Origin of the sequence: Azotobacter bryophylli (assembly GCF_042643485.1) — a bacterium.
Taxonomy (GTDB): Bacteria; Pseudomonadota; Gammaproteobacteria; order Pseudomonadales; family Pseudomonadaceae; genus Azotobacter; species Azotobacter bryophylli.
This window is the reverse complement of sequence record NZ_JBHRSJ010000031.1, coordinates 122,098-142,144: the sequence shown is the minus strand read 5'-3', so window position 1 is coordinate 142,144 and position 20,047 is coordinate 122,098. Positions and strand designations below refer to the sequence as shown.

The window sequence follows — 20,047 nt, the reverse complement described above, 5'->3', positions numbered from 1 at the left end:
TGTTCCGGAAGATCGCTCGCCCCGGCGCACGCCGGCCGGGGATGGTGCTCAGATCGGGTAGTGGCGCGGCCCGTTCTGCAGGGTGATCCAGCGCAGCTGGGTGAACTGCTCGATCGCGGCACGGGCGCCGAAGCTGCCGTAGCCGCTGGCCTTGACGCCGCCGAAGGGCATCTGCGGCTCGTCCTGCACCGTCGGTCCGTTGATGTGGCAGATCCCCGAGTCGATGCGCTGGGCCAGCGCCAGGGCGCGGGAGACGTCGCGGCTGAAGATCGCCGCGGAGAGGCCGAACTCGGAATCGTTGGCCAGGCGCAGCAGTTCCTCGTCGCCCTCGGCGCGCAGCACCACCGCCAGCGGACCGAAGGACTCCTCGCGGTACAGGCGCATGTCGGCGGTGACGTTGTCGAGCAGGGTGGCCTGCATCAGGCTGCCGTCGCTACGGCCGCCGCAGAGCAGCCGCGCGCCCTTGGCCAGGGCGTCGTCCACCAGGGCCTGGATGCGCCGTGCCGCGCCCTCGTCGATCAGCGAGCCGAGCACCGCCTCGGCGCTGGCCGGATCGCCGACCCGCAGCGTGGCGACCTTCTGCGTCAGCTTGTCGACGAAGGCGTCGGCCACCCTGGCATCGACGATCAGCCGCTCGGTGGACATGCAGATCTGTCCCTGGTTGAAGTAGGCGCCGAAGGCCGCCGCCGCGACCGCGGTGTCCAGGTCGGCGTCGTCCAGCACCAGGAACGGCGCCTTGCCACCCAGCTCCAGCACCGCCGGCTTCAGGTAGCGCGCCGCCAGCTCGCCGACGATCCGCCCGACGTGGGTCGAGCCGGTGAAGTTGACCCGGCGCACCGCCGGGTTGGCGATCAGCCGCTCGACGATGGCCGGGGCGTCCTCCGGCGCGTTGCCGAGCACGTTGACCACGCCGTCGCCCAGACCTGCGTCCTGCAGCGCCTGGCCGAGCAGGCGGTGGATCGCGGGACTGTTCTCCGAGGCCTTGAGCACCACGGTATTGCCGCAGGCCAGCGGCATGGCCACGGCGCGCGCGGCGAGGATGACCGGCGCGTTCCAGGGCGCGATGCCGAGCACCACGCCGCAGGGCTGGCGCAGCGCCATGGCGAAGCTGCCGGGGATGTCGGAAGGAATGACCTCGCCGACGATCTGCGTGGTCATGGCCGCCGCCTCGCGCAGGACAGCGGCGGCCAGCTGCACGTTGAAGCCGTACCAGTTGGCCATGGCGCCGGTTTCGCCGGCGAGGGCGATGAAATCGGCCGTGCGGCTCTCCAGCAGGTCCGCGGCTTTCGTCAGGCGCGCGCGGCGCTCGCTCGGCGCCAGCGCGGCCCAGGCCGGAAAGGCGCGCTGCGCCGCGGCGACCCCGGCATCAGCGTCTTCCGGGGTGGCCGCGGCGGCGGTCGAGACGATCTCGCCGCTCAGCGGATTGCGTCGCACGAAGGTCCGTCCGTCGCTGGCCGGCCTGGCCAGCCCGTCGATCAGCAAGGGCACGTCAAGCATGGGGAAATCCTTGTCTCGTCATTATTGTTCTTGTCGCCCCGGACGGGCGGGCGGCAGGCGCCCTCCCCGTCCTGCCGCGGTCAGCGCTTGTAGGCCTGCAGGCCCGGCTTGATGCTCTTCTCGTCGAGGAACTGGCGCATGCCCTCCTCGCGTCCGCCCTCCGTATCCAGCAGGCGCGACTGGTCGAGCTTGGCGTACAGGTAGTCCTCGTTCTGCTCCCAGGTCAGCTCGCGGCAGCGCTTGAAGCCGTTCTTCGCCGCGCGCAGCACGACCGGGTTCTTGTCCAGCAGGTCCTGGCAGAGGGTGACCACCGTCTCGCGCAGCTGGGCCAGCGGCACGCTCTGGTTAACCAGGCCCATCTCCGCCGCCTTGCGGCCGTCGAAGGTCTTGCCGGTCATGATGTAGTAGAGCGCCTGGCGGTGGCCGACGGTATCGGCCATGGCCTTGCTGACCAGGTTGCCGGGCGGGATGCCCCAGTTGATCTCCGACAGGCCGAAGGTCGCCTCGTCGGCGCAGACCGCCAGGTCGCAGGCCACCAGCGGGCTGAAGCCGCCGCCGAAGCACCAGCCGTTGACCATGGCGATGGTCGGCTTGGCGTACATGCGTAGCAGCTTCCACTGCCACTCGGAGGCCTCGCGGCGGATCTTCTCCTGGAGGATCTCGGGACCGGCGTCGACCTCGCGGAAGTATTCCTTGAGGTCCATGCCGGCGGTCCAGGCGCTGCCGGCGCCGGTCAGCACCAGCACCCGGGCGTCGGCGTCCTGCTCCAGGGTTTCCAGCACGTCGCGCATCTCGCGGTTGAGCGTCGGGCTCATGGCATTGCGCTTTTCCGGACGGTTCAGGGTGACCCAGGCGATACCGCCCTCGATCTCCACCAGCACGGTCTTCCAGCGGCCTTCGTACTTGTTCATGCGGTTCACCTTCGAGTTGTTATTGGTGTGAGGCCTAAGCTAGCGCCAGCAAATTAGTTATGTCAATTAATTATCTTGCCGAACCGATGTCCTCGCACTCAGACAGGCACGCCCTCGGCGCGACGCTGGCCGAGCAGGTAGAACACCGCCGCCGCGGCCACTACGATGCCGGGCGCGGAAGCCAGCAGCAGGCCGGTGGCGCCGGTGCCCATCGCCAGCATCTGCCCGGCCACCAGCGGCCCGCTCATCGAGCCCAGGCGGCCGATCGCCACCGCGGCGCCGACACCGGTGGCGCGCACTGAGGTGGGATAGAACAGCGGCGCCAGCGCATAGAGCACCAGTTGCCCGCCGATGGCGAAGAAGCCGGCGGCGAACCCGGCCAGCCGCATGCTGCCGACCGTCTCGGACAGGCCCAGTCCGGCCAGGGCGGCGAGGATGCCGGCGTAGGTCAGCGCCACCAGCGCCGGCGGCCGCCAGCGGTCCAGCAGCAACCCGAGCAGCAGCGAGCCGGTGGCGCCGCCGAGGTTGAAGAGGATCTGCACCACACCGGCCTGGGGACGCGTGAAGCCCTGGCCGACCAGCAACGTGGGCAGCCAGTTGAGCAGCATGTAGACGACCATCAGGGTGAAGAAGTAGCTGATCCACAGCAGCAGGGTCGGCGTGGCCGCACCCTCCTGGAACAGCCCCTGCCGGAGGGAGACGCGCATTGACGAAGCCCCGCCGCCCCCGGCGTTCTGCTGCTCGCGGAAGGCCGCCGACTCGGGCAGGCACAGGGCCAGCAGCGGCGCGACCAAGAGCGGCGCCATCCCGCCGACGTAGAACACCGATTGCCAACCGCTGGCGAAGCCGGCCATGCCGACCAGCGCCGCCAGCGCCCCGCCCAGCGGCACGCCGCAGTACATCAGGCTGACCGCGATGCCGCGGGAACGGGCGTCCGCCGCCTCCGAGGACAGGGCGATCAGATTGGGCAGCGCCGCGCCCAGGCCGACGCCGGTCAGAAAACGCGCCGCCAGCAGGCTGTTCAGATCCCAGACCTGGGCGGTGGCGATGGAGAACAGGCCGAACAGCGCCACCGCGCCGATCAGCACGCGCTTGCGGCCGACGCGATCGGCCAGCCAGCCGCCGCCCAGGGCGCCGGGCAGCAGACCGAGGATGCTGGCGCTGAACACCGCGCCCATCATCGTCGAACTCAGGCCGAACCGGGCGGCGATACCGGGCGCGGCGATGCCGGCCGATTGCAGATCCATGCCCTCGAGGAGCGCGACGACGAAACACAAGGCAATGGTCGTGTAAGTACGAGAGGACTCTTTCCCTACCGTTTTCATCGAAAACCACCTTTTGCAGGATTCGGACAGGCGGCCGTCCGCCCGGGCCATGCCGGCACCCGGGAAGATCAAGGATTACCGCGTCGACCGCCGCTATCGCGAGGCGTGATCGCGAGGCGTGATCGCCGGGTTACGGATTGGGTAGCGGAAAGGGAGCAGCCCCGAGTCGAGCCGTGCCGGGGAGGCGGAGAGGGAGGGAGGCGGCGCACGGCAGGCGCCAGGCAAGCAAAGCCAGCTTCGTCATGGTCGTTTCCTTTCTTATCGATTGTTATACGGAAGCCAGATTAGTTAATTTCATTAACCATGAGGCAGGCGCATTTCAGCAGAGGCTCCCGGCAGCGTCAACGACCATGGGATTATAGGGAGCGGGCGGCTAATAGTTAAAAAACATAATATTCAAGCGCCCGCAGCGCTGGAGCATGACGTCCGACCCGCCCCGTAGGGGGTTGCGCTGGCGCAAGGAATCGCACGTTAGTACCGTCGGAGACTTCCCTGTTCACACGGGCGCGTCATACTTGGCGCAGGCTCACTACTCAGGATACGACCATGCCCTACAAACACATTCTCATCGCCGTGGATCTCACCGAGGATTGCCACGCGGTCATACAGCGCGCACGGGATCTGGCCCAGTGCTTCCAGGCCCAACTGTCGCTGACCCACACCGTCGAACCGATGGCCATGGCCTTCGGCGGCGACGTGCCGATGGATCTGTCGGCCCTGCAGGAGCAGCAGCTCGAGCAGGCGCACCAGAGGATCGACCACTTCTGCGTGGGCTATCCGGAGCTGACGCAGGACCGCCGGCATATCGCCTACGGCCAGCCGCGTCAGGAGATCCATCGCCTGGCTTCGGAACTGGGATGCGATCTGATCGTCGTCGGCAGCCATGGCCGTCACGGTCTGTCCCTGCTGCTGGGCTCCACTTCCAACGACGTCCTGCACGGCGCGTTCTGCGACGTGCTGGCCGTGCATCTGAACAAGCAGCCGAGCAAGTGACAGGGGAGCGCCACCCTCGGCGGGTGGCGCATGGGACGGCGGGTCAGTCGCAGGACTCGCCGGCGCTCATGACCAGCGGGCGGATCTTCTGCAGCTGGGTTTCCAGCGAATAGCTCATGCTGGACGCCATGGAGAAGAAGGTCAGGAAGGCCTTCAAATTGGAATCGCCGTTGCAGGTGTCGTGGATGCGCTGCCAGAACGCCTGATTCACCAGTTGCAGCTGCTGGAACAGGCGCACCAGGCCCTTCAGCTCCCAGTCGGCATGGCGCTGCTCGCGGAAGTTGAAGTACTGCCGGGTGAGGTAGAGCGAAACCGCGCGCAGGGCGAACTCCTGCTGGCTGGCGAACGGCAGGTGCTGCTGCGCCATCGGCTTCAGCCGCGCCAGCCGCGGACAGGCGCTGGTGGCCATGATCACGCCCAGCAGCGAGCGCACGCCCTCCTCCAGGCTGACCTGCTTGCGGTATTCCCGCTCCGGCATGCGCACCCAGACCAGCGCCTTCTGGAACGCCGGCAACCCGTGGAAGTCCTCGATCACCCCCTGCAGGTCCAGCGCCGCCGGGCAATGGCTGTACTGATCGCGGCTGAGCGGACAGTTGCTGCACTGCTGGTGCTCCAGGCGGGTCCACTTGGCCGCCTGGCGGGTCTGCTCGGGGTCGTACTGTCGGTCCAGCTCGATGCGATAGCTGAACTCGTGCTCGTCATCCAGACGGATCTGGTACTCAATGGCCATTCGAATCTCCAACTGGCAATCGCAGGCCATTGAAACAACGATGAATTCCGCCCACCGTGCGCCCCGTCACGCTTCCAGCTCGGCCCAGCGCTCCAGCAGGCGGTCCAGTTCCTGCTGCAGTGCTTCGATGCGCGCCAGCACGGGGCCGGACTGCGCCGCCGGCTGCTGATAGAAGGCCGGATCGCCTATCCGCTCGTGCAGCTCGGCCAGCTCCGCCTCCACGGCGTCGATCTGTCCGGGGATCGCCTCCAGCTCGCGCTGCAGCTTGTAGCTCAGTTTCTTCTTGCCGGCGCTCGCGGAAGCATCCGCGACAGGGGCCGGCGCCTCCTTCTTCGCCGGCTTGTCCTCGCCGACGCCGAGCAGGCGCGGCGAGCCGCCCTGGCGCAGCCAGTCCTGGTAGCCGCCGACGTACTCGCGCACGCGGCCGTCGCCCTCGAACACCAGGGTGCTGGTCACCACGTTGTCGAGGAAGGCCCGGTCGTGGCTGACCATCAGCACGGTGCCGGGGAAGTCCAGCAGGATCTCCTCCAGCAGCTCCAGGGTTTCCACGTCCAGGTCGTTGGTCGGTTCGTCCAGCACCAGCAGGTTGGCCGGCTTGCTGAACAGCTTGGCCAGCAGCAGACGCGCCCGCTCGCCGCCGGACAGGGCCTTGACCGGGGTCCGCGCCCGTTGCGGGCTGAACAGGAAGTCGCCGAGGTAGCTCAGCACGTGGCGGTTCTGCCCGTTGATGGTGATGAACTCGCGCCCCTCGGAGATGTTGTCGATCACCGTCTTCTCCGGCTCCAGCTGGTTGCGCAGCTGGTCGAAGTAGGCCACTTCCAGCTTGGTGCCGATCTTGATGCTGCCGCTGGTGGGCTCGAGCTCGCCGAGCAACAGCTTGAGCAGGGTGGTCTTGCCGGTGCCGTTGGCGCCGAGCAGGCCGATGCGGTCGCCGCGCTGCAGGACCATGGAGAAGTCGCGGATCAGCGGCGCCTCGCCCGGATAGGCGAAGCCGACGTGCTCGGCGACTATCACCTGCTTGCCGGACTTCTCCGCCGTCTCCACCTGGAAGCTGGCCTTGCCCTGCCGCTCGCGGCGCTCGGAGCGCTCGGCGCGCATCGCCTTGAGCGCGCGCACGCGGCCCTCGTTACGGGTGCGGCGGGCCTTGATGCCCTGGCGGATCCATACCTCCTCCTGGGCCAGGCGCTTGTCGAACAGGGCGTTGGCCGTCTCCTCGGCGGCCAGCTGCTGTTCCTTGTGCACTAGGAAGCTGGCGTAGTTGCCGTGCCAGTCGATCAGGTGGCCGCGGTCCAGTTCGAGGATGCGGGTGGCCAGGTTCTGCAGGAAGGCGCGGTCGTGGGTGATGAACAGCACGGCGCCGTTGAAGCCGGAGAGCGCCTCCTCCAGCCAGGCGATGGCGCCGATGTCCAGGTGGTTGGTCGGCTCGTCGAGCAGCAGCAGGTCGGGCTCGGAGACCAGCGCCTGGGCCAGCAGCACGCGCCGGCGCCAGCCGCCGGAGAGTTCGGCGAGGGTCTTGTCGGCCGGCAACTGCAGGCGGCTCAGGGTGCTGTCGACCAGTTGCTGCAGGCGCCAGCCGTCCTTCGCTTCCAGCTCCTGCTGGACGCGGGTGAGCTTCTCCAGGTCGGCGTCGCTGTGGATGTTCTGGCTCAGGTGGTGGTACTGGGCGAGCAGCGCGCCGACCCCGGCCAGCCCCTCGGCGACCACGTCGAACACCGTCCGCTCGTCGGCCCGCGGCAGTTCCTGGGGCAGTTCGCCTATCTTCAGCCCCGGCGCGCGCCAGATTTCGCCGTCGTCGGCGTGCTGATCGCCCTTGACCAGGCGTAGCATGCTCGACTTGCCGGTGCCGTTGCGGCCGATGATGCAGACCCGCTCGCCCCGCTCGATCTGCCAGGACACGTGGTCGAGCAGCGGCATGGCGCCGTAGGCCAGGGAAACGTCGGTGAACTTGAGCAGGGTCATGGGATCGCAGCCTCCAGGGAATCGGCGCGCATTCTAGCAGGCCGCGACGGGAGGACCGCCCGCCGATCGAGCGACGGATATCTTTTCCGCCACCTGTCATGAAGAGGGGGCTACAGCTAAACTAGCGATAAGTTCCCTAGGCATGGGAACACCCCCTTGTACTCCTTCCCTGGACGAATCATGCGCAGTCGTCTCCTGACCCTGTTTTGCTGCCTGTCCCTGACCACCCTGGCCGTCACCGACGCCCTCGCCGCCTCGCTCAGCGAGCAGCGCGCCCTCTACGATCAGGCCAAGCGGGCCCTGGCCAAGGGCGACTCCGGCCCCTACCTGCGCACCCGTCAGGCCCTGCGCGACTATCCGCTGGAGCCCTACCTGGCCTACGACGAGCTGACCGCCCGTCTGAAAAGCGCCGACAACCGGGAGGTCGAGGAATTCCTCACCGAGCATGGCGACCTGCCGCAGATCGGCTGGATGAAGCTGCGCTGGCTGCGCCAGTTGGCCGACCGCGGCGACTGGCAGACCTTCCTCAAGTATTACGACCCGGCGCTGAAGTTCACCGAACTGGACTGCCTCTACGGCCAGTACCAGCTCGGCCACGCCGACCGGACCAAGGCCAATGCGCACATCGAGAAGCTCTGGCTGGTCGGCAAGTCGCAGCCAGAGGCCTGCGACGCCCTCTTCGAGCGCTGGGCGACAGCCGGACAGCTGAGCGAGGAGCTGCGCTGGAAGCGCCTCAAGCTGGCCGCCGAGGCACGCAACTACGGCCTGGCCGCCCATCTGGTGCAAAGCCTCTCCGGCCTGCGCAACGAAGGCATGCTGATGCTGGACGTGGCGCAGAAGCCGAACCTGATCATCCAGACCGGCCGCTTCTACCCCGCCAGCCCGGCCATGGCCGACGTGGTCGGCCTCGGCCTGCGGCGCCTGGCCCGGGAGAATCCGGACCAGGCCCTCGACCTGCTGGAGGATTACGCCCGGCGCATGAAGTTCTCCGCCGACGAGAAGGTGGCGATCGCCCGGGAGATCGGCCTGACCCTGGCCAAGCGCTTCGACAGCCGCGCCCTGCAGGTGATGGCCGAGTACGACCCGGAGCTGCGCGACAAGACCGTGGCCGAATGGCGCACCCGCCTGCTGCTGCGCCTGGGCCGCTGGGACGAGGCCTACCAACTGACCCGCCAGTTGCCCGAGGAGCTGGCCACCAGCAACCGCTGGCGCTACTGGCAGGCGCGCAGCCTGCAACTGGCCCAGCCGCAGAGCAAGCAGCCGGTCGCCCTGTACCAGCCGGTCGCCCGCGAACGCGACTTCTACGGCTTCCTCTCCGCCGACCGCCTGCAGGTGCCCTACCAGCTCAACCACAAGCCCTTGGCCCTTGATCCCAAGATTGTGCAGAAGGTGCGCAACACCGCCGGCGTCCGCCGCGCTCTGGAGCTGCACGCCCGCGGCCAGATCGTCGACGGGCGCCGCGAGTGGTACCACGTCAGCCGCCTGTTCAGCCGCGAAGAACTGGTCGCCCAGGCCAGGATCGCCTACGACATGGGCTGGTACTTCCCGGCCATCCGCACCATCAGCCAGGCCCAGTACTGGGACGATCTGGACATCCGCTTCCCGATGGCCCACCAGAACAGCCTGACCCGCGCCGCGCGGACCCGCGGCCTGCATTCGAGCTGGGTGTTCGCCATCACCCGCCAGGAAAGCGCCTTCATGAGCGACGCCCGCTCCGGGGTCGGCGCCGGCGGCCTGATGCAGCTGATGCCAGGCACCGCCAAGGAGACCGCGCGCAAGTTCGGCATCCAGTTGCGCTCGCCGAACCAGGTCTTCGAGCCGGACACCAACATCCAGCTCGGCGCCGCCTACCTGAGCCAGGTGCACGCCCAGTTCAACGGCAACCGGGTGCTCGCCTCCGCCGCCTACAACGCCGGTCCCGGCCGCGTCCGCCAGTGGCTGCGCGGCGCCGACCACCTGGCCTTCGACGTCTGGGTGGAGACCATCCCCTTCGACGAGACCCGCCAGTACGTGCAGAACGTGCTGTCCTACTCGGTGATCTACGGGCACAAGCTCAACGCCCCGCAGCCCCTGGTGGAATGGCACGAGCGCTATTTCGACGACCAGTGAGCGAGAGCCGGCCGGGCCGCACGGCCCGGTCGGCCCGGCCGGAGAGCTACTCCAGCACCTCGACCGGCATCCCCACGGCCAGCTCGCCGACTCCGTCGGCGATCAGGTTCTGGCCGAAGAACACCCCGCCCTCGCCCTTGCGGTAGGTCTTGAGCGTGGCGATGGGCTCGTGGTCCGGGCTGCGCTCGCCGGTCAGCGGATCGAGGGTGGGGATCGCGCAGCGCGAACAGGGCTTGGCCACCCGGAACTCCACGCTGCCGATGCGGATCCGCTTCCAGCCGTCCTCGGCGTAGGGCTCGCTGCCGGTCACCACCAGGTTCGGCCGAAAGCGCTCCATCTCCAGCGGCCGGCCGACCCGGGCGCAGAGATCGTCTAGGGAACCCTGGCCGATCAGCAGGAAGGGAAAGCCGTCGGCGAAGCCGACCTTGTCGCCCGGCTGCGCGTATTCGGTATCCACCTGCCGGGCCCGCTGCTCCGGCACCTGCACCAGCCGGCACGGCCGGCCGAGCCACTCGCTCAGCCAGTTGGCCGCCGCCTCCCCGGCATCCGGCACCGACAGGCTGTCGTCCCACACGCTGACCTCCCGCAGCGGCGCATCGACTGCCGGCATCGCGACCGTCAGCTCGGACATGCCGGGCGCGTCGAGGACGAGGTCGGAACCCTGCCAGCGCGCCTGCAGCCGGGCCATCTGCGGCAGTTGCCGCTGGCTGAGGAAACGCCCCCGCGGCGCGTCGACCACCATCCAGCGCCGGTCGCCGGCCAGCCCCAGGGCGTCCAGTTGCGCCCGCTGCAGCGACTCGCCGCGGGCGGACTTGAGGGGGTAGCGATAGAGAGCGGAGAGATGCATGGGCCAGCTTCCTTGAATCGGTACGGGAAAAGGTTCGCAGGAGCTTACCAACGCCACGCGGGCGAATGACAGCTCCGGCGCGGACCGCTCAGACCGCCGAGGGCGGCGCGTTGCCACGCAGCACGGGCGAATCCGTCGGCAGGTGCACGCGCAGGGCCGCCGGTCGCGTCGTGAAGCGCAGGGCCCGGAGTTCAAGCGGTTCGCCGTCCAGGTTCAGATCCAGCCCCTGTGGCGCCTCAATCTCGACCCACGGCAGCCGCGCCCCGACCGCGACGCTCTCCACCCCGCGCAGACGGCCGGAGATCAGCGTGCCCAGCGCGCCCACCGCATCCTCGGCGGCGGGCAGGATGCAGAGGTCGAGCAGCCCGTCGTCGGCCAGCGCCTCGGGACACAGCGGGTAGCCGCCGCCGGCCTGGCGGCCGTTGCCGATGCCGAAGGCGAGGAACTCGCCCTCCCAGCGGAAGTCTGGACCGCGGAAGCGGGCGAAGGTGGCTTTCAGTTCGGAGAAACGGCTCAGGCCGGCGAGCAGGTAGGCGGCGCCGCCGAGGGCCTTCTTCAGCTCCTCCGGCGTGCTGGCCGTGACCCTGGAGCCGAAGCCGCCGGTGGCCATGTTGAGGAACAGCCGGCCGTCCACCTCGCCGAGGTCGACCGGAACGGGCGGAAGGTCGAGCAGCCCCAGGGCCTCCACCGGCAGCAGCGGCACCCCGGCCGCCCGGACGAAGTCGTTGGCCGTGCCCAGGGGCAGGATCGCCAGGCTGGCGCCGCCGCCGGCCAGCGCCAGGGCCTCGGCCACCTCGCGCAAGGTGCCGTCGCCGCCACCGGCGACGATCGCGGGAAACCCGGCCGCCAGCCCCTCCTCGACCAACCGGCGGACATCGCCCGCCTCCCAGGTCAGGCGCACCGCCAGTTCCCAACCGTCCTCGCGCCGGGCTTCGATGGCGGTGCGCAGCTCGTCGTTCTCCGCCTGCTTGCCATGCAGGATCAGCCATGCCTTGGGTCTGCCCATCGCTCACCTCGTCACAGGGATGCCCTTTCCCGTTGGACAACGGAGCGCAGCGTGCGGCTGCATCGACGACTCAGCCGAGCATTTCGCTCAGCGGGATGAAGCGCACCGGATCGCCCTCGGCCAGGGTCGCGCCTTCGCGCACCTCGACCAGCCCCTCGGCCCAGGCCGCGCTGCGCAGCACGGCGGAACTCTGGTCGGGATGAGGCATCGCCCGGCCTTGATCCAACCGGGCGCGCAGGTACTGGCGGCGCTCGCCGGGCTTGTTCCAGGCGAAGCCGGCCGGCACCGCGAAGGCCAGCGGCTCGACCTCGGCCACGCCGAGCCGGCGCAGCAGATAGGGGCGGACCAAGAGGGCGAAGGTCACCAGCGTCGCCGCCGGATTGCCCGGCAGGCCGATCACCGGCACACCACGAAAATGACCGACGGTCAGCGGCTTGCCCGGCTTGATCGCCAGCTTCCACAGCGCCAGCTCCCCAGCCTCGCGCAGAACCTGACCGAGGAAGTCGGCCTCGCCCACCGAGACCCCGCCGGTCGAGAGGATCAGATCCACCGCATCCAGCTCGCCCAGGCGGGCACGGGTCAGCTCCAGATCGTCGGGCAGGATGCCGGCATCCGTGACCACGCAGCCCGCGCGTTCCAGCCAGGCCTTCAGCAGCGTGCGGTTGCTGTTGTAGATCTGCCCCGGGCCGAGCGGCCGGCCCGGCTCGATCAGCTCGTCGCCGGTGGACAGCAGCGCCACCCGCGGCCGCCGGCGCAACGGCAGCTCGGCCGCGCCCAGCGAGGCGGCCAGGCCCAGCTCGATGGGGCCGAGCCGGGTGCCGACGGCGAGCACGGTTTCTCCGCGGCGGACTTCGTGGCCCTGCTCGCGGATGTTCCGCCGCGGGCGCAGAGCCTCGGTGAAGCGTACCCGGCCGTCGGCCAGCACCTCGGCGTTCTCCTGCATCTCGACGCAATCGGCGCCCTCCGGCAGCGGCGCGCCGGTGAAGATCCGCGCACATGTGCCGGGCTGCAGGGGGCCGGGAGCCTGCCCGGCGAAGATGCGCTGGCTGACCGCCAGCGGCTCGCCGGTCCAGTCGGCCAGGCGCAGGGCGTAGCCGTCCATGGCGCTGTTAGGCCAGGGCGGCAGGTCCAGGCCGGCGACCAGCGGCTCGGCCAGGACCCGCCCGTCGGCGGCCTCCAGGGCGACCCGTTCGGAGTCTTCGATGGGGGCGGCTTCGGCCAGCCGCAAGAGCCGTTCGAGGGCGGCCTCGACCGGCATCAGCGCAGGCGGGCTCATGGATTCACCCGCGGCTGGCGCAGAGCGGCGCCTGCTTCAGATGGGGCACGAAGTTGCACGGGCGGTGGCGGGCGTCCAGCTGCTCGGCGAGGATGCCGTCCCAGGCGGTGCGGCAGGCGTTGGTGGAGCCGGGCAGGCAGCACACCAGGGTGCCGTTGGCCAGCCCGGCGAGGGCGCGGGACTGGACCGTGGAGGTGCCGATGTCGGGCACGGAGATCTGCCGGAACAGCTCGCCGAACCCGTCGACCTGCTTGTCCAGCAGGCAGGCGACTGCCTCCGGCGTGCTGTCGCGGGCGGTGAAGCCGGTGCCGCCGGTAATCAGCACGACCTGCGCTTCTTCTTCGGCGATCCAGGCGGCGACCTGGGCGCGAATCCGGTACAGGTCATCCTTGAGTAGCACCCGCGCCGCCAGCCGGTGACCGGCGGCGGTCAGGCGGTCGACCAGCAGTTGGCCGGAGGTGTCGGATTCCAGGGTACGGGTGTCGCTGACGGTCAGGACAGCGATGTTCAGCGGCACGAAAGCCGCTTCGGCCTTATGGCTCATATGACCAATCCAAAGTTGTAGCAGCGCTGGGAGCGGTGTTATATCACAGCGCTTTCCCGCCGGAGCGCCCCATGCGAGACGACGACTCCCTGCCCGCCTGCTCCATCCTGCTGCTCGCCGGCGGCCGCGGTCAGCGCATGGGCGGCCAGGACAAGGGGCTGCTGGAATGGCGCGGCAAGCCGCTGATCGCCCATCTGCATGCCCTGACCCGCCCGCTGACCGACGACCTGATCATTTCCTGCAACCGCAACCTCGACCGCTATACAGCCTATGCCGATCGTCTGGTGCAGGACGACAGCTCCGACTTCCCCGGCCCGCTGGCCGGCGTCCGCGCCGGATTGCAGGCCGCCCGTCACGCCTGGCTGCTGGTACTGCCCTGCGACTGCCCCCGGCTCGATGCCGAGCTGCTACAGAGCATGCGCCGGATCGCCGCCCGCCACCCGGACCGCCCCCTGCTGGTGCGCCAGGGGGAGCAGTGGGAGCCGCTGTTCTGCTTGCTGCCGAAAAGCCTGCTGCCGACTCTGGAACAGGCCTGGCAGGCCGGCGAGCGCAGCCCGCGGAAAATTCTCCTGGCCGATGCCGTAAGCGTGCTGCAGTGCCCGCCGGACGATCCCCGCCTGGCCAACCTGAACACTCCTACCCTGTTGACAGAAGCCGGAATCGACGAACGGAAGCGAACTTGAGACTCCAGTGCAGAATCCAACCCAAGCGGCATACCCCTGCTGCCTCACAAGGAGACCTGCCAATGATGCTGCAACGCTACCTAATCGCCGGCTTGCTTGCTTTAGGCCTGTTTTCCCTGGCTGGCTGTTCAACACCCGCAATCATCACCCTGAAAGACGGTCGTGAAATACAAGCAGTGGATGTACCGTGGTACGACATTCAATCCGGGTTCTATGAATACAAGCAGTGGGATGGCTCTCGCACCCAAGTCAACAGAGATCAGGTGCAGTCCATCAAGGAACTCTGACCACCCGCCACAGGGATGTGGCGATTCCTCCTCCGAACTCCCTCCATCTCCACCCCCTAGAATTTTTTTCTTCTAACCCCTTGTGCAAGCGAAGTTTTTCGGTAGAATGCGCGCCATCTTCGGAGCGTAGCGCAGCTTGGTAGCGCGTCTCGTTCGGGACGAGAAGGTCGCTGGTTCGAATCCAGTCGCTCCGACCATATCCCGCTCACCTAAAGAGTGAGTAAGAAAAAGCCCGCCTAGTGCGGGCTTTTTCGTTTTTCCGCCTTTCCCCTTCCCCGCTCCCTCGCGAGAGTCCTCCGGGGCTGGCGTAGCGAAGCGATATCAGGGATAAAACCGTACAGGCGGACGCTCGTACCGGGGACGCCGTCCCATCGCATCAGGAGACCCGCATGTCGGACGCGCCAAGACTCGGCCACTACGCCCTCGGCGGCATCGTCGCCAGCATCCTGCTGAACTTCCTGCTGCGCACTTTCGTCAAGCTCGGCGGCCCGTTCGCCACCCTGCTGATCTCCGCACTGATCGCCGCCGGCCTGGCCCTCGCCTTCCGCTGGCGGGTGCGTCGTGCCCCCTACCCGGGCGAGCGCATCGGCCTGGTCGCTCTCTACGGACTGGGGCTCGGCGTGCTCTATCTCGGTTTGCTGGCGCTGATGGAAAGCCGCGACGGCCCCGGGAGCATGGGCTTGCTGCTGTTCTTCCTGCACTACGCCTGCTACCCGGTCACGGCCTGGTTCGCCCTCTCCCCACGCTGGTTCAAGGGCCTCGACTGAGGATGCCCGGCGGCGAGCGCCGGGCACCGCCGCTCAGCCGTCCGCCAGCATGTGTCCGCGCCGTTGCTGGTTGATGTGCCAAGCGAGAGCTTCCTCGAGCAGGTGCGGGGTCTGGCCGCCGCGGGCGCAGGCACGCTCGAAGTAGCCGTTCAGCGCCGCGCGGTAGGACGGATGCACGCAGTTGTCGATGATCCGGCGCGCCCGCTCGCGGGGCGCCAGGCCGCGCAGGTCGGCGAGCCCCTGCTCGGTGACCAGGATGTCCACGTCGTGCTCGGTATGGTCCACGTGGCTGACCATCGGCACCACGCTGGAGATGGCACCGTCCTTGGCGATGGACTTGCTGACGAAGATCGCCAGACGGGCGTTGCGGGTGAAATCGCCGGAACCGCCGATGCCGTTCATCATGTGGGTGCCGCCCACGTGGGACGAGTTCACGTTGCCGTAGATGTCGAACTCCAGCGCCGTGTTGATGCCGATGATACCGAGCCGGCGGGCGACCTCCGGATGGTTGGAGATCTCCTGCGGGCGCAGCACCACGCGGTCGCGGTACTTGCCCAGATCGGCGAAGACGCGCCGACCGCAGTCCCCCGACAGGGTGATCGAGCAGCCGGAGGCGAACTTCAGCCGGCCGGCGTCGAACAGCGCGAAGGCCGAGTCCTGCAGCACTTCGGAATACAGCACCAGATCGCTGAACGGCGAATCGACCAGACCGTACATCACCGCATTGGCGATGGTACCGACGCCGACCTGCAGCGGTGCCAGATTGCTGGCCAGCCGGCCGCTCGCCACTTCCCGCTCGAAGAATCCGATCAGATGGTTGGCGATGGCCTGGGTCTCGTCGTCCGGCGGCAGGATCGGATAGGCCGTTTCGGGAGTATCGCAGACGACGATGGCGGCGATCTTTTCGGGGTCGATCTCGATGGTCGGGCTGCCGATGCGGTCGTCGGGCCGGACGAGCGGGATCGGCTGGCGATCCGGCCGCTCCCTCGGAATGTGGATGTCGTGCATCCCCTCCAGCAGCGGATTGCAGCCGAGGTTGAGTTCGACGATCACCCGCTTGGCCGCCAGGGCCAGGCTGGCCGAATTGCCGACCGAGGAGGTCGGCACGATGTGCCCCCGCTCGGTGATGGCCACCGCCTCGATCACCGCGACATCCGGCGTCGGGATATGGCCGTCGCGCATCTGCTCGACGACATCCGACAGATGCTGGTCGATGAACATGACCTCGCCGGCGTTGATGGCTCGGCGCAGGATGGGATCGCCCTGGAACGGCATGCGCCGGGCGAGCACGCCGGCCTCGGTCATCAGCCCGTCGAGGCCCTTGCCGAGACTGGCGCCGGTGATCAGGTTGATCTTGAGGGGCTCCCGCTTCGCGCGCTCGACCAGCGCCAGGGGAATGGCCTTGGCGTCGCCCGATCCGCCGAAACCGCTCATGCCGACGGTCATGCCGTCCTCGATCAGCTCCACCGCCTGTGCGGCGCTCACGATCCTGTCGAGCAGGGAAGCCAGCCGGATACGCTCGGAATGCATAGCTCGGTACCTCTAAATTCTGATTGTTGTGGGAGGAACGCTGGAACCCGGCTCTCGATCGGAGCCGGGAATACATCCGCGAGGCGCTTCGCGCCTACATGTTCGGGTAGTTGGGACCGCCACCGCCTTCGGGGGTCACCCAGACGATGTTCTGCGACGGGTCCTTGATGTCGCAGGTCTTGCAGTGCAGGCAGTTCTGCGCGTTGATCTGCAGCCGCGGCTTGCCCTGCTCGGTCCCGAGCACCTCGTACACCCCGGCCGGGCAGTAGCGCTGCGCCGGTTCGGCGTAGAGCGGCAGGTGCTTGTTCAGCGGCAGCGCATCGTCCTTGAGGACCAGATGGCACGGCTGGTTTTCCTCGTGGTTGGTGTTGGAGAGGAACACCGAGGCGGACTTGTCGTAGCTCAGGCGGCCGTCGGGCTTGGGGTAGACGATGGGCTCGAAGTCCGCGGCGGGACGCAGCCGGGCATGGTCGAAATGACGGTCGTGCAGGGTGATCGGCAACCGCCCGGCGAGCAGGTTCTGCTCCAGATAGTTGAAGGCGCCGCCGGCCAGGGTGCCGAAGCGGTGCAGCGCCGGGCCGAAGTTGCGCGAGCGGTACAGTTCCTCGTACAGCCAGGAGTCCTCGAAGGCGGCCTTCCAGCGCTGCGACCAGGCGGCGTCCGAGACCTCCTCGCCAAGGGCGGCGAACACCGTCTCGGCGGCGAGCATTCCCGATTTCATCGCCGTGTGGCTGCCCTTGATCTTGGCGACGTTGAGGGTGCCGGCATCGCAGCCGAGCAACAGGCCGCCGGGGAAGGCCATCTCCGGCAGGGCGTTGTAGCCGCCCTTGGCGATGGCCCGAGCGCCGTAGGCGACGCGCTTGCCGCCCTCCAGGTACTGCCTCAGCACAGGGTGGTGCTTGAGACGCTGGAACTCGTCGAAGGGGCTGAGATAGGGGTTGGCGTAGTTCAGATCGACGATCAGGCCGACCGCCACCTGGTGATTGTCCCCGTGGTAGAGGAAGAAGCCGCCGCCGGTGTCCCGCTCCAGCGGCCAGCCGGAGCCGTGGATCACCAGTCCGGGCCGATGGAGGGCCGGATCGATGTCCCACAGCTCCTTGATACCGAGGCCGTAATGCTGGGGATCGGCGTTGCGCGCCAGGCCGTAGCGGCGGCTCAACTGCTTGCCCAGATGCCCGCGGCAGCCTTCGGCGAACAGGGTGTAGCGGGCGTGCAGCTCCATGCCCGGCATGTAGCCGTCCTTCTGCGAGCCGTCGGCCGCCAGCCCCATGTCGCCGGTGGCCACGCCCTTGACCCGGCCATCGTCGTCGTAGATCACTTCCGCGGCGGCGAAGCCCGGGAAGATCTGCACGCCCAGCGCTTCGGCCTGCTCGCCGAGCCAGCGCACCAGATTGCCGAGGCTGACGATGTGGTTGCCGGTGTTGTGCAGGCTCCTGGGCAGCAGCGCGTCGGGCAGCTTCACGGCCTGCTCGGCGTCCTTCAGCAGGTAGACCTCGTCCGTGACCACCGGCGTGTTCAGCGGCGCGCCGCGCTCCTTCCAGTCGGGAAACAGCTCGTCCAGGGCACGCGATTCGAACACCGCCCCGGACAGGATGTGCGCCCCCACCTCGGAGCCCTTCTCCACCACGCAGACTTCCAGGGGCCGGTTCCGCTCGGCCGCCAGCTGCATCAGCCGGCAGGCCGCGGACAGGCCCGCCGGCCCGGCGCCGACGATGACCACGTCGAATTCCATGGCTTCGCGCATGGCGCGTTCCTCCATCTCAAAGGCCAAAAGGCTTGTTGTTCTCGTAGGGTGGAAGACGCGCGCTGCGCTCCTCCACCGTGGCTATTGCCCGCGGCGGGAAAGGGCACGTGCCGCTCCCGTCCCGCGGGCTACCGCCCGGCCACTCAGAGAGCCCGTTCCAGCTCGGGCACGGCCTCGAACAGATCGGCAACCAGCCCGTAGTCGGCCACCTGGAAGATCGGCGCCTCCTCGTCCTTGTTGATCGCGACGATCACCTTGGAGTCCTTCATCCCTGCCAGGTGCTGGATCGCCCCGCTGATGCCCACCGCGACGTACAGCTCCGGCGCCACGATCTTGCCGGTCTGGCCGACCTGCCGGTCGTTGGCGACGAAGCCCGCGTCCACCGCTGCGCGCGAAGCGCCCACCGCCGCGCCAAGCTTGTCGGCGAGGGATTCGATCAGGGCGAAGTTCTCGCCGCTGCCCAGGCCGCGGCCGCCGGAAACCACGATGCGGGCGCTGCCGAGGTCGGGACGGTCCGAGACTGCCAGCTCCTCGCCGACGAAGCGCACCGTGCCGGTCTCGTGGACGACATCCAGGGTCTGGATGGTGGCGTCGCCGCCCTGGGCCGGCTGCGGGTCGAAGGCGCTGACGCGCACCGTGGCGACCACCACCGGGTCGAGGGACTGCACGGTGGCGATGGCGTTGCCGGCGTAGATCGGCCGGCGGAAGGTGCTCGGCGAGACGACGCCGACGATGTCGGAGAGCTGAGCCACGTCGAGCAGCGCGGCGACCCGCGGCATCAGGTTCTTGCCGGCCGAGCCGGCCGGCGCGAGGATATGGGTGTAGTTTTTCCCCAGGTCGGCGACCAGCCGGGAGAGGCTTTCCGCCAACTGGTGCTGGTAGGCGTCGGCATCGGCCACCAGCACCTTGCTCACGCCGGGCAGCGCGGCGGCCTCGGCGACGGCGCCGCCGCAATCCAGGCCGGCGACCAGCAGATGCACCTCCCCGCCCAGCTGCGCCGCGGCGCCCAGGGTGTTCAGGGTGGAGCCCTTGAGGCTGCGGTTGTCGTGTTCGGCAATGACAAGAGTGTTCATCAGATCACCTTCGCTTCGCGCTTCAGTTTTTCCACCAGTTCCCCGACGCTGGCGACCTTGATCCCGCCTTGGCGCTCGGCCGGAGCCTCGACCTTGAGCAGACGGGTGTGGGCCTTCAGCGCCACGCCGAGTTCGGCGGGGCTCTTCACCTCCAGCGGCTTCTTCTTCGCCTTCATGATGTTGGGCAGCGAGGCGTAGCGCGGTTCGTTCAGGCGCAGGTCGGTGGTGACGATGGCCGGCAGGGCCAGCGACAGGGTCTGCAGGCCGCCGTCGATCTCGCGGGTGACCTTGAGGCGCCCCTCCTCCACGGCGATGGCCGAGGCGAAGGTGGCTTGCGGCCAGTCCAGCAGGGCGGCGAGCATCTGCCCGGTCTGGTTGTTGTCGCCGTCGATGGCCTGCTTGCCGAGGATCACCAGGTCGGGCTTCTCCGCCGCGACCACGGCGGCGAGTAGCTTGGCCACGATGAGGGGTTCGGGCTGCTCGGCGGTGTCGATCTGGATGCCACGATCGGCGCCCAGGGCCAGGGCGGTACGGATCTGCTCCTGGCAGGCCGAGGGGCCCACCGAGACGGCGACGATCTCGCTCGCTAGGCCCGCTTCCTTGAGGCGCACGGCCGCTTCCACGGCGATTTCACAGAAGGGGTTCATGGCCATCTTGACGTTGGCCAGATCGACGTCGCTCTGGTCGGCCTTCACCCGCACCTTGACGTTGTAGTCGATCACCCGCTTGACGGTTACCAGTATCTTCATCGTGCAATTTCCTGTTG

General features: G+C 68.4%; 18 protein-coding genes and 1 tRNA gene. 6 read left to right on the top strand and 13 right to left on the bottom strand.

The features are described 5' to 3' along the window. Positions 1-48 precede the first annotated feature (48 nt). The 3 genes from ACFOJE_RS15510 to mhpT form a co-directional block, all read right to left on the bottom strand. Positions 49-1,497: an aldehyde dehydrogenase gene (locus tag ACFOJE_RS15510; protein WP_377815381.1), complete on the bottom strand. Its 1,449-nt coding sequence runs from the start codon at positions 1,495-1,497 to the stop codon at positions 49-51. A gap of 80 nt (positions 1,498-1,577) precedes the next feature. Next, a complete protein-coding gene (locus ACFOJE_RS15505) occupies positions 1,578-2,408 on the bottom strand; it encodes a p-hydroxycinnamoyl CoA hydratase/lyase (protein ID WP_377815380.1) in 831 nt (276 codons plus the stop codon). Between the two features lie 98 nt (positions 2,409-2,506). Next, positions 2,507-3,733: a 3-(3-hydroxy-phenyl)propionate transporter MhpT gene (gene mhpT, locus ACFOJE_RS15500; protein WP_377815378.1), complete on the bottom strand. Its 1,227-nt coding sequence runs from the start codon at positions 3,731-3,733 to the stop codon at positions 2,507-2,509. Positions 3,734-4,279: 546 nt separating this feature from the next. Here mhpT and ACFOJE_RS15495 point away from each other — a divergent pair. Then, positions 4,280-4,726: a universal stress protein gene (locus ACFOJE_RS15495; protein WP_377815377.1), complete on the top strand. Its 447-nt coding sequence runs from the start codon at positions 4,280-4,282 to the stop codon at positions 4,724-4,726. Between the two features lie 43 nt (positions 4,727-4,769). Here ACFOJE_RS15495 and ACFOJE_RS15490 read toward each other — a convergent pair whose 3' ends face one another. Further along, entirely contained in the window at positions 4,770-5,456 is a 687-nt protein-coding gene (locus tag ACFOJE_RS15490) for a DUF6901 family protein (RefSeq protein WP_377815376.1), read from the bottom strand. A gap of 66 nt (positions 5,457-5,522) precedes the next feature. Then, positions 5,523-7,415 carry an ATP-binding cassette domain-containing protein gene (locus ACFOJE_RS15485; RefSeq protein ID WP_377815375.1) on the bottom strand — a complete coding sequence of 631 codons (1,893 nt, stop codon included), beginning with the start codon at positions 7,413-7,415 and terminating at the stop codon, positions 5,523-5,525. Between the two features lie 180 nt (positions 7,416-7,595). Here ACFOJE_RS15485 and ACFOJE_RS15480 point away from each other — a divergent pair, with 180 nt between their 5' ends. Beyond that, a complete protein-coding gene (locus tag ACFOJE_RS15480; protein ID WP_377815374.1) occupies positions 7,596-9,524 on the top strand; it encodes a transglycosylase SLT domain-containing protein in 1,929 nt (642 codons plus the stop codon). A 46-nt stretch (positions 9,525-9,570) separates the two neighbouring features. Here the strand turns inward: ACFOJE_RS15480 and ACFOJE_RS15475 are convergent, their stop codons facing one another. The 4 genes from ACFOJE_RS15475 to moaB form a co-directional block, all read right to left on the bottom strand. Continuing rightward, positions 9,571-10,371 (bottom strand): MOSC domain-containing protein, encoded by an 801-nt coding sequence (locus tag ACFOJE_RS15475; RefSeq protein ID WP_377815373.1) that lies wholly within the window; start codon positions 10,369-10,371, stop codon positions 9,571-9,573. An 88-nt stretch (positions 10,372-10,459) separates the two neighbouring features. Further along, the gene (gene yegS / locus ACFOJE_RS15470) at positions 10,460-11,377 is read right to left on the bottom strand and encodes a lipid kinase YegS (protein ID WP_377815372.1); all 918 of its coding nucleotides are present in this window, start codon (positions 11,375-11,377) and stop codon (positions 10,460-10,462) included. Between the two features lie 70 nt (positions 11,378-11,447). Beyond that, positions 11,448-12,653, bottom strand: a complete 1,206-nt coding sequence (locus ACFOJE_RS15465; protein WP_377815371.1) for a molybdopterin molybdotransferase MoeA — start codon at positions 12,651-12,653, stop codon at positions 11,448-11,450. 4 nt (positions 12,654-12,657) lie between these two features. Next, the gene (moaB, locus tag ACFOJE_RS15460; protein ID WP_377815370.1) at positions 12,658-13,197 is read right to left on the bottom strand and encodes a molybdenum cofactor biosynthesis protein B; all 540 of its coding nucleotides are present in this window, start codon (positions 13,195-13,197) and stop codon (positions 12,658-12,660) included. Positions 13,198-13,268: 71 nt separating this feature from the next. On the opposite strand from moaB, the gene mobA reads away from it, so the two are divergent. The 4 genes from mobA to ACFOJE_RS15440 all read left to right on the top strand — a co-directional run bounded on the left by mobA (position 13,269) and on the right by ACFOJE_RS15440 (position 14,934). After that, the gene (mobA, locus tag ACFOJE_RS15455) at positions 13,269-13,880 is read left to right on the top strand and encodes a molybdenum cofactor guanylyltransferase MobA (protein WP_377815369.1); all 612 of its coding nucleotides are present in this window, start codon (positions 13,269-13,271) and stop codon (positions 13,878-13,880) included. Between the two features lie 65 nt (positions 13,881-13,945). Beyond that, complete coding sequence (locus ACFOJE_RS15450) at positions 13,946-14,167, top strand: YgdI/YgdR family lipoprotein (protein ID WP_377815503.1); 222 nt, start codon at positions 13,946-13,948, stop codon at positions 14,165-14,167. A 120-nt stretch (positions 14,168-14,287) separates the two neighbouring features. Beyond that, positions 14,288-14,364 (top strand) — tRNA-Pro (locus tag ACFOJE_RS15445). 192 nt (positions 14,365-14,556) lie between these two features. Further along, the gene (locus ACFOJE_RS15440) at positions 14,557-14,934 is read left to right on the top strand and encodes a hypothetical protein (RefSeq protein ID WP_377815368.1); all 378 of its coding nucleotides are present in this window, start codon (positions 14,557-14,559) and stop codon (positions 14,932-14,934) included. 33 nt (positions 14,935-14,967) lie between these two features. Here the strand turns inward: ACFOJE_RS15440 and ACFOJE_RS15435 are convergent, their stop codons facing one another. The 4 genes from ACFOJE_RS15435 to ACFOJE_RS15420 form a co-directional block, all read right to left on the bottom strand. Beyond that, on the bottom strand, positions 14,968-16,464 hold the full coding sequence (locus tag ACFOJE_RS15435) for an acetyl-CoA hydrolase/transferase family protein (protein ID WP_377815366.1): 1,497 nt from the start codon (positions 16,462-16,464) through the stop codon (positions 14,968-14,970). A gap of 94 nt (positions 16,465-16,558) precedes the next feature. Further along, positions 16,559-18,208, bottom strand: coding sequence for an electron transfer flavoprotein-ubiquinone oxidoreductase (locus ACFOJE_RS15430; protein ID WP_377815365.1), 1,650 nt, complete (start codon positions 18,206-18,208; stop codon positions 16,559-16,561). A gap of 143 nt (positions 18,209-18,351) precedes the next feature. Continuing rightward, positions 18,352-19,281, bottom strand: coding sequence for an electron transfer flavoprotein subunit alpha/FixB family protein (locus ACFOJE_RS15425; RefSeq protein WP_377815364.1), 930 nt, complete (start codon positions 19,279-19,281; stop codon positions 18,352-18,354). Further along, on the bottom strand, positions 19,281-20,030 hold the full coding sequence (locus ACFOJE_RS15420) for an electron transfer flavoprotein subunit beta/FixA family protein (protein ID WP_377815363.1): 750 nt from the start codon (positions 20,028-20,030) through the stop codon (positions 19,281-19,283). The genes ACFOJE_RS15425 and ACFOJE_RS15420 overlap by 1 nt, the downstream gene beginning before the upstream one ends. Positions 20,031-20,047: the final 17 nt, after the last annotated feature.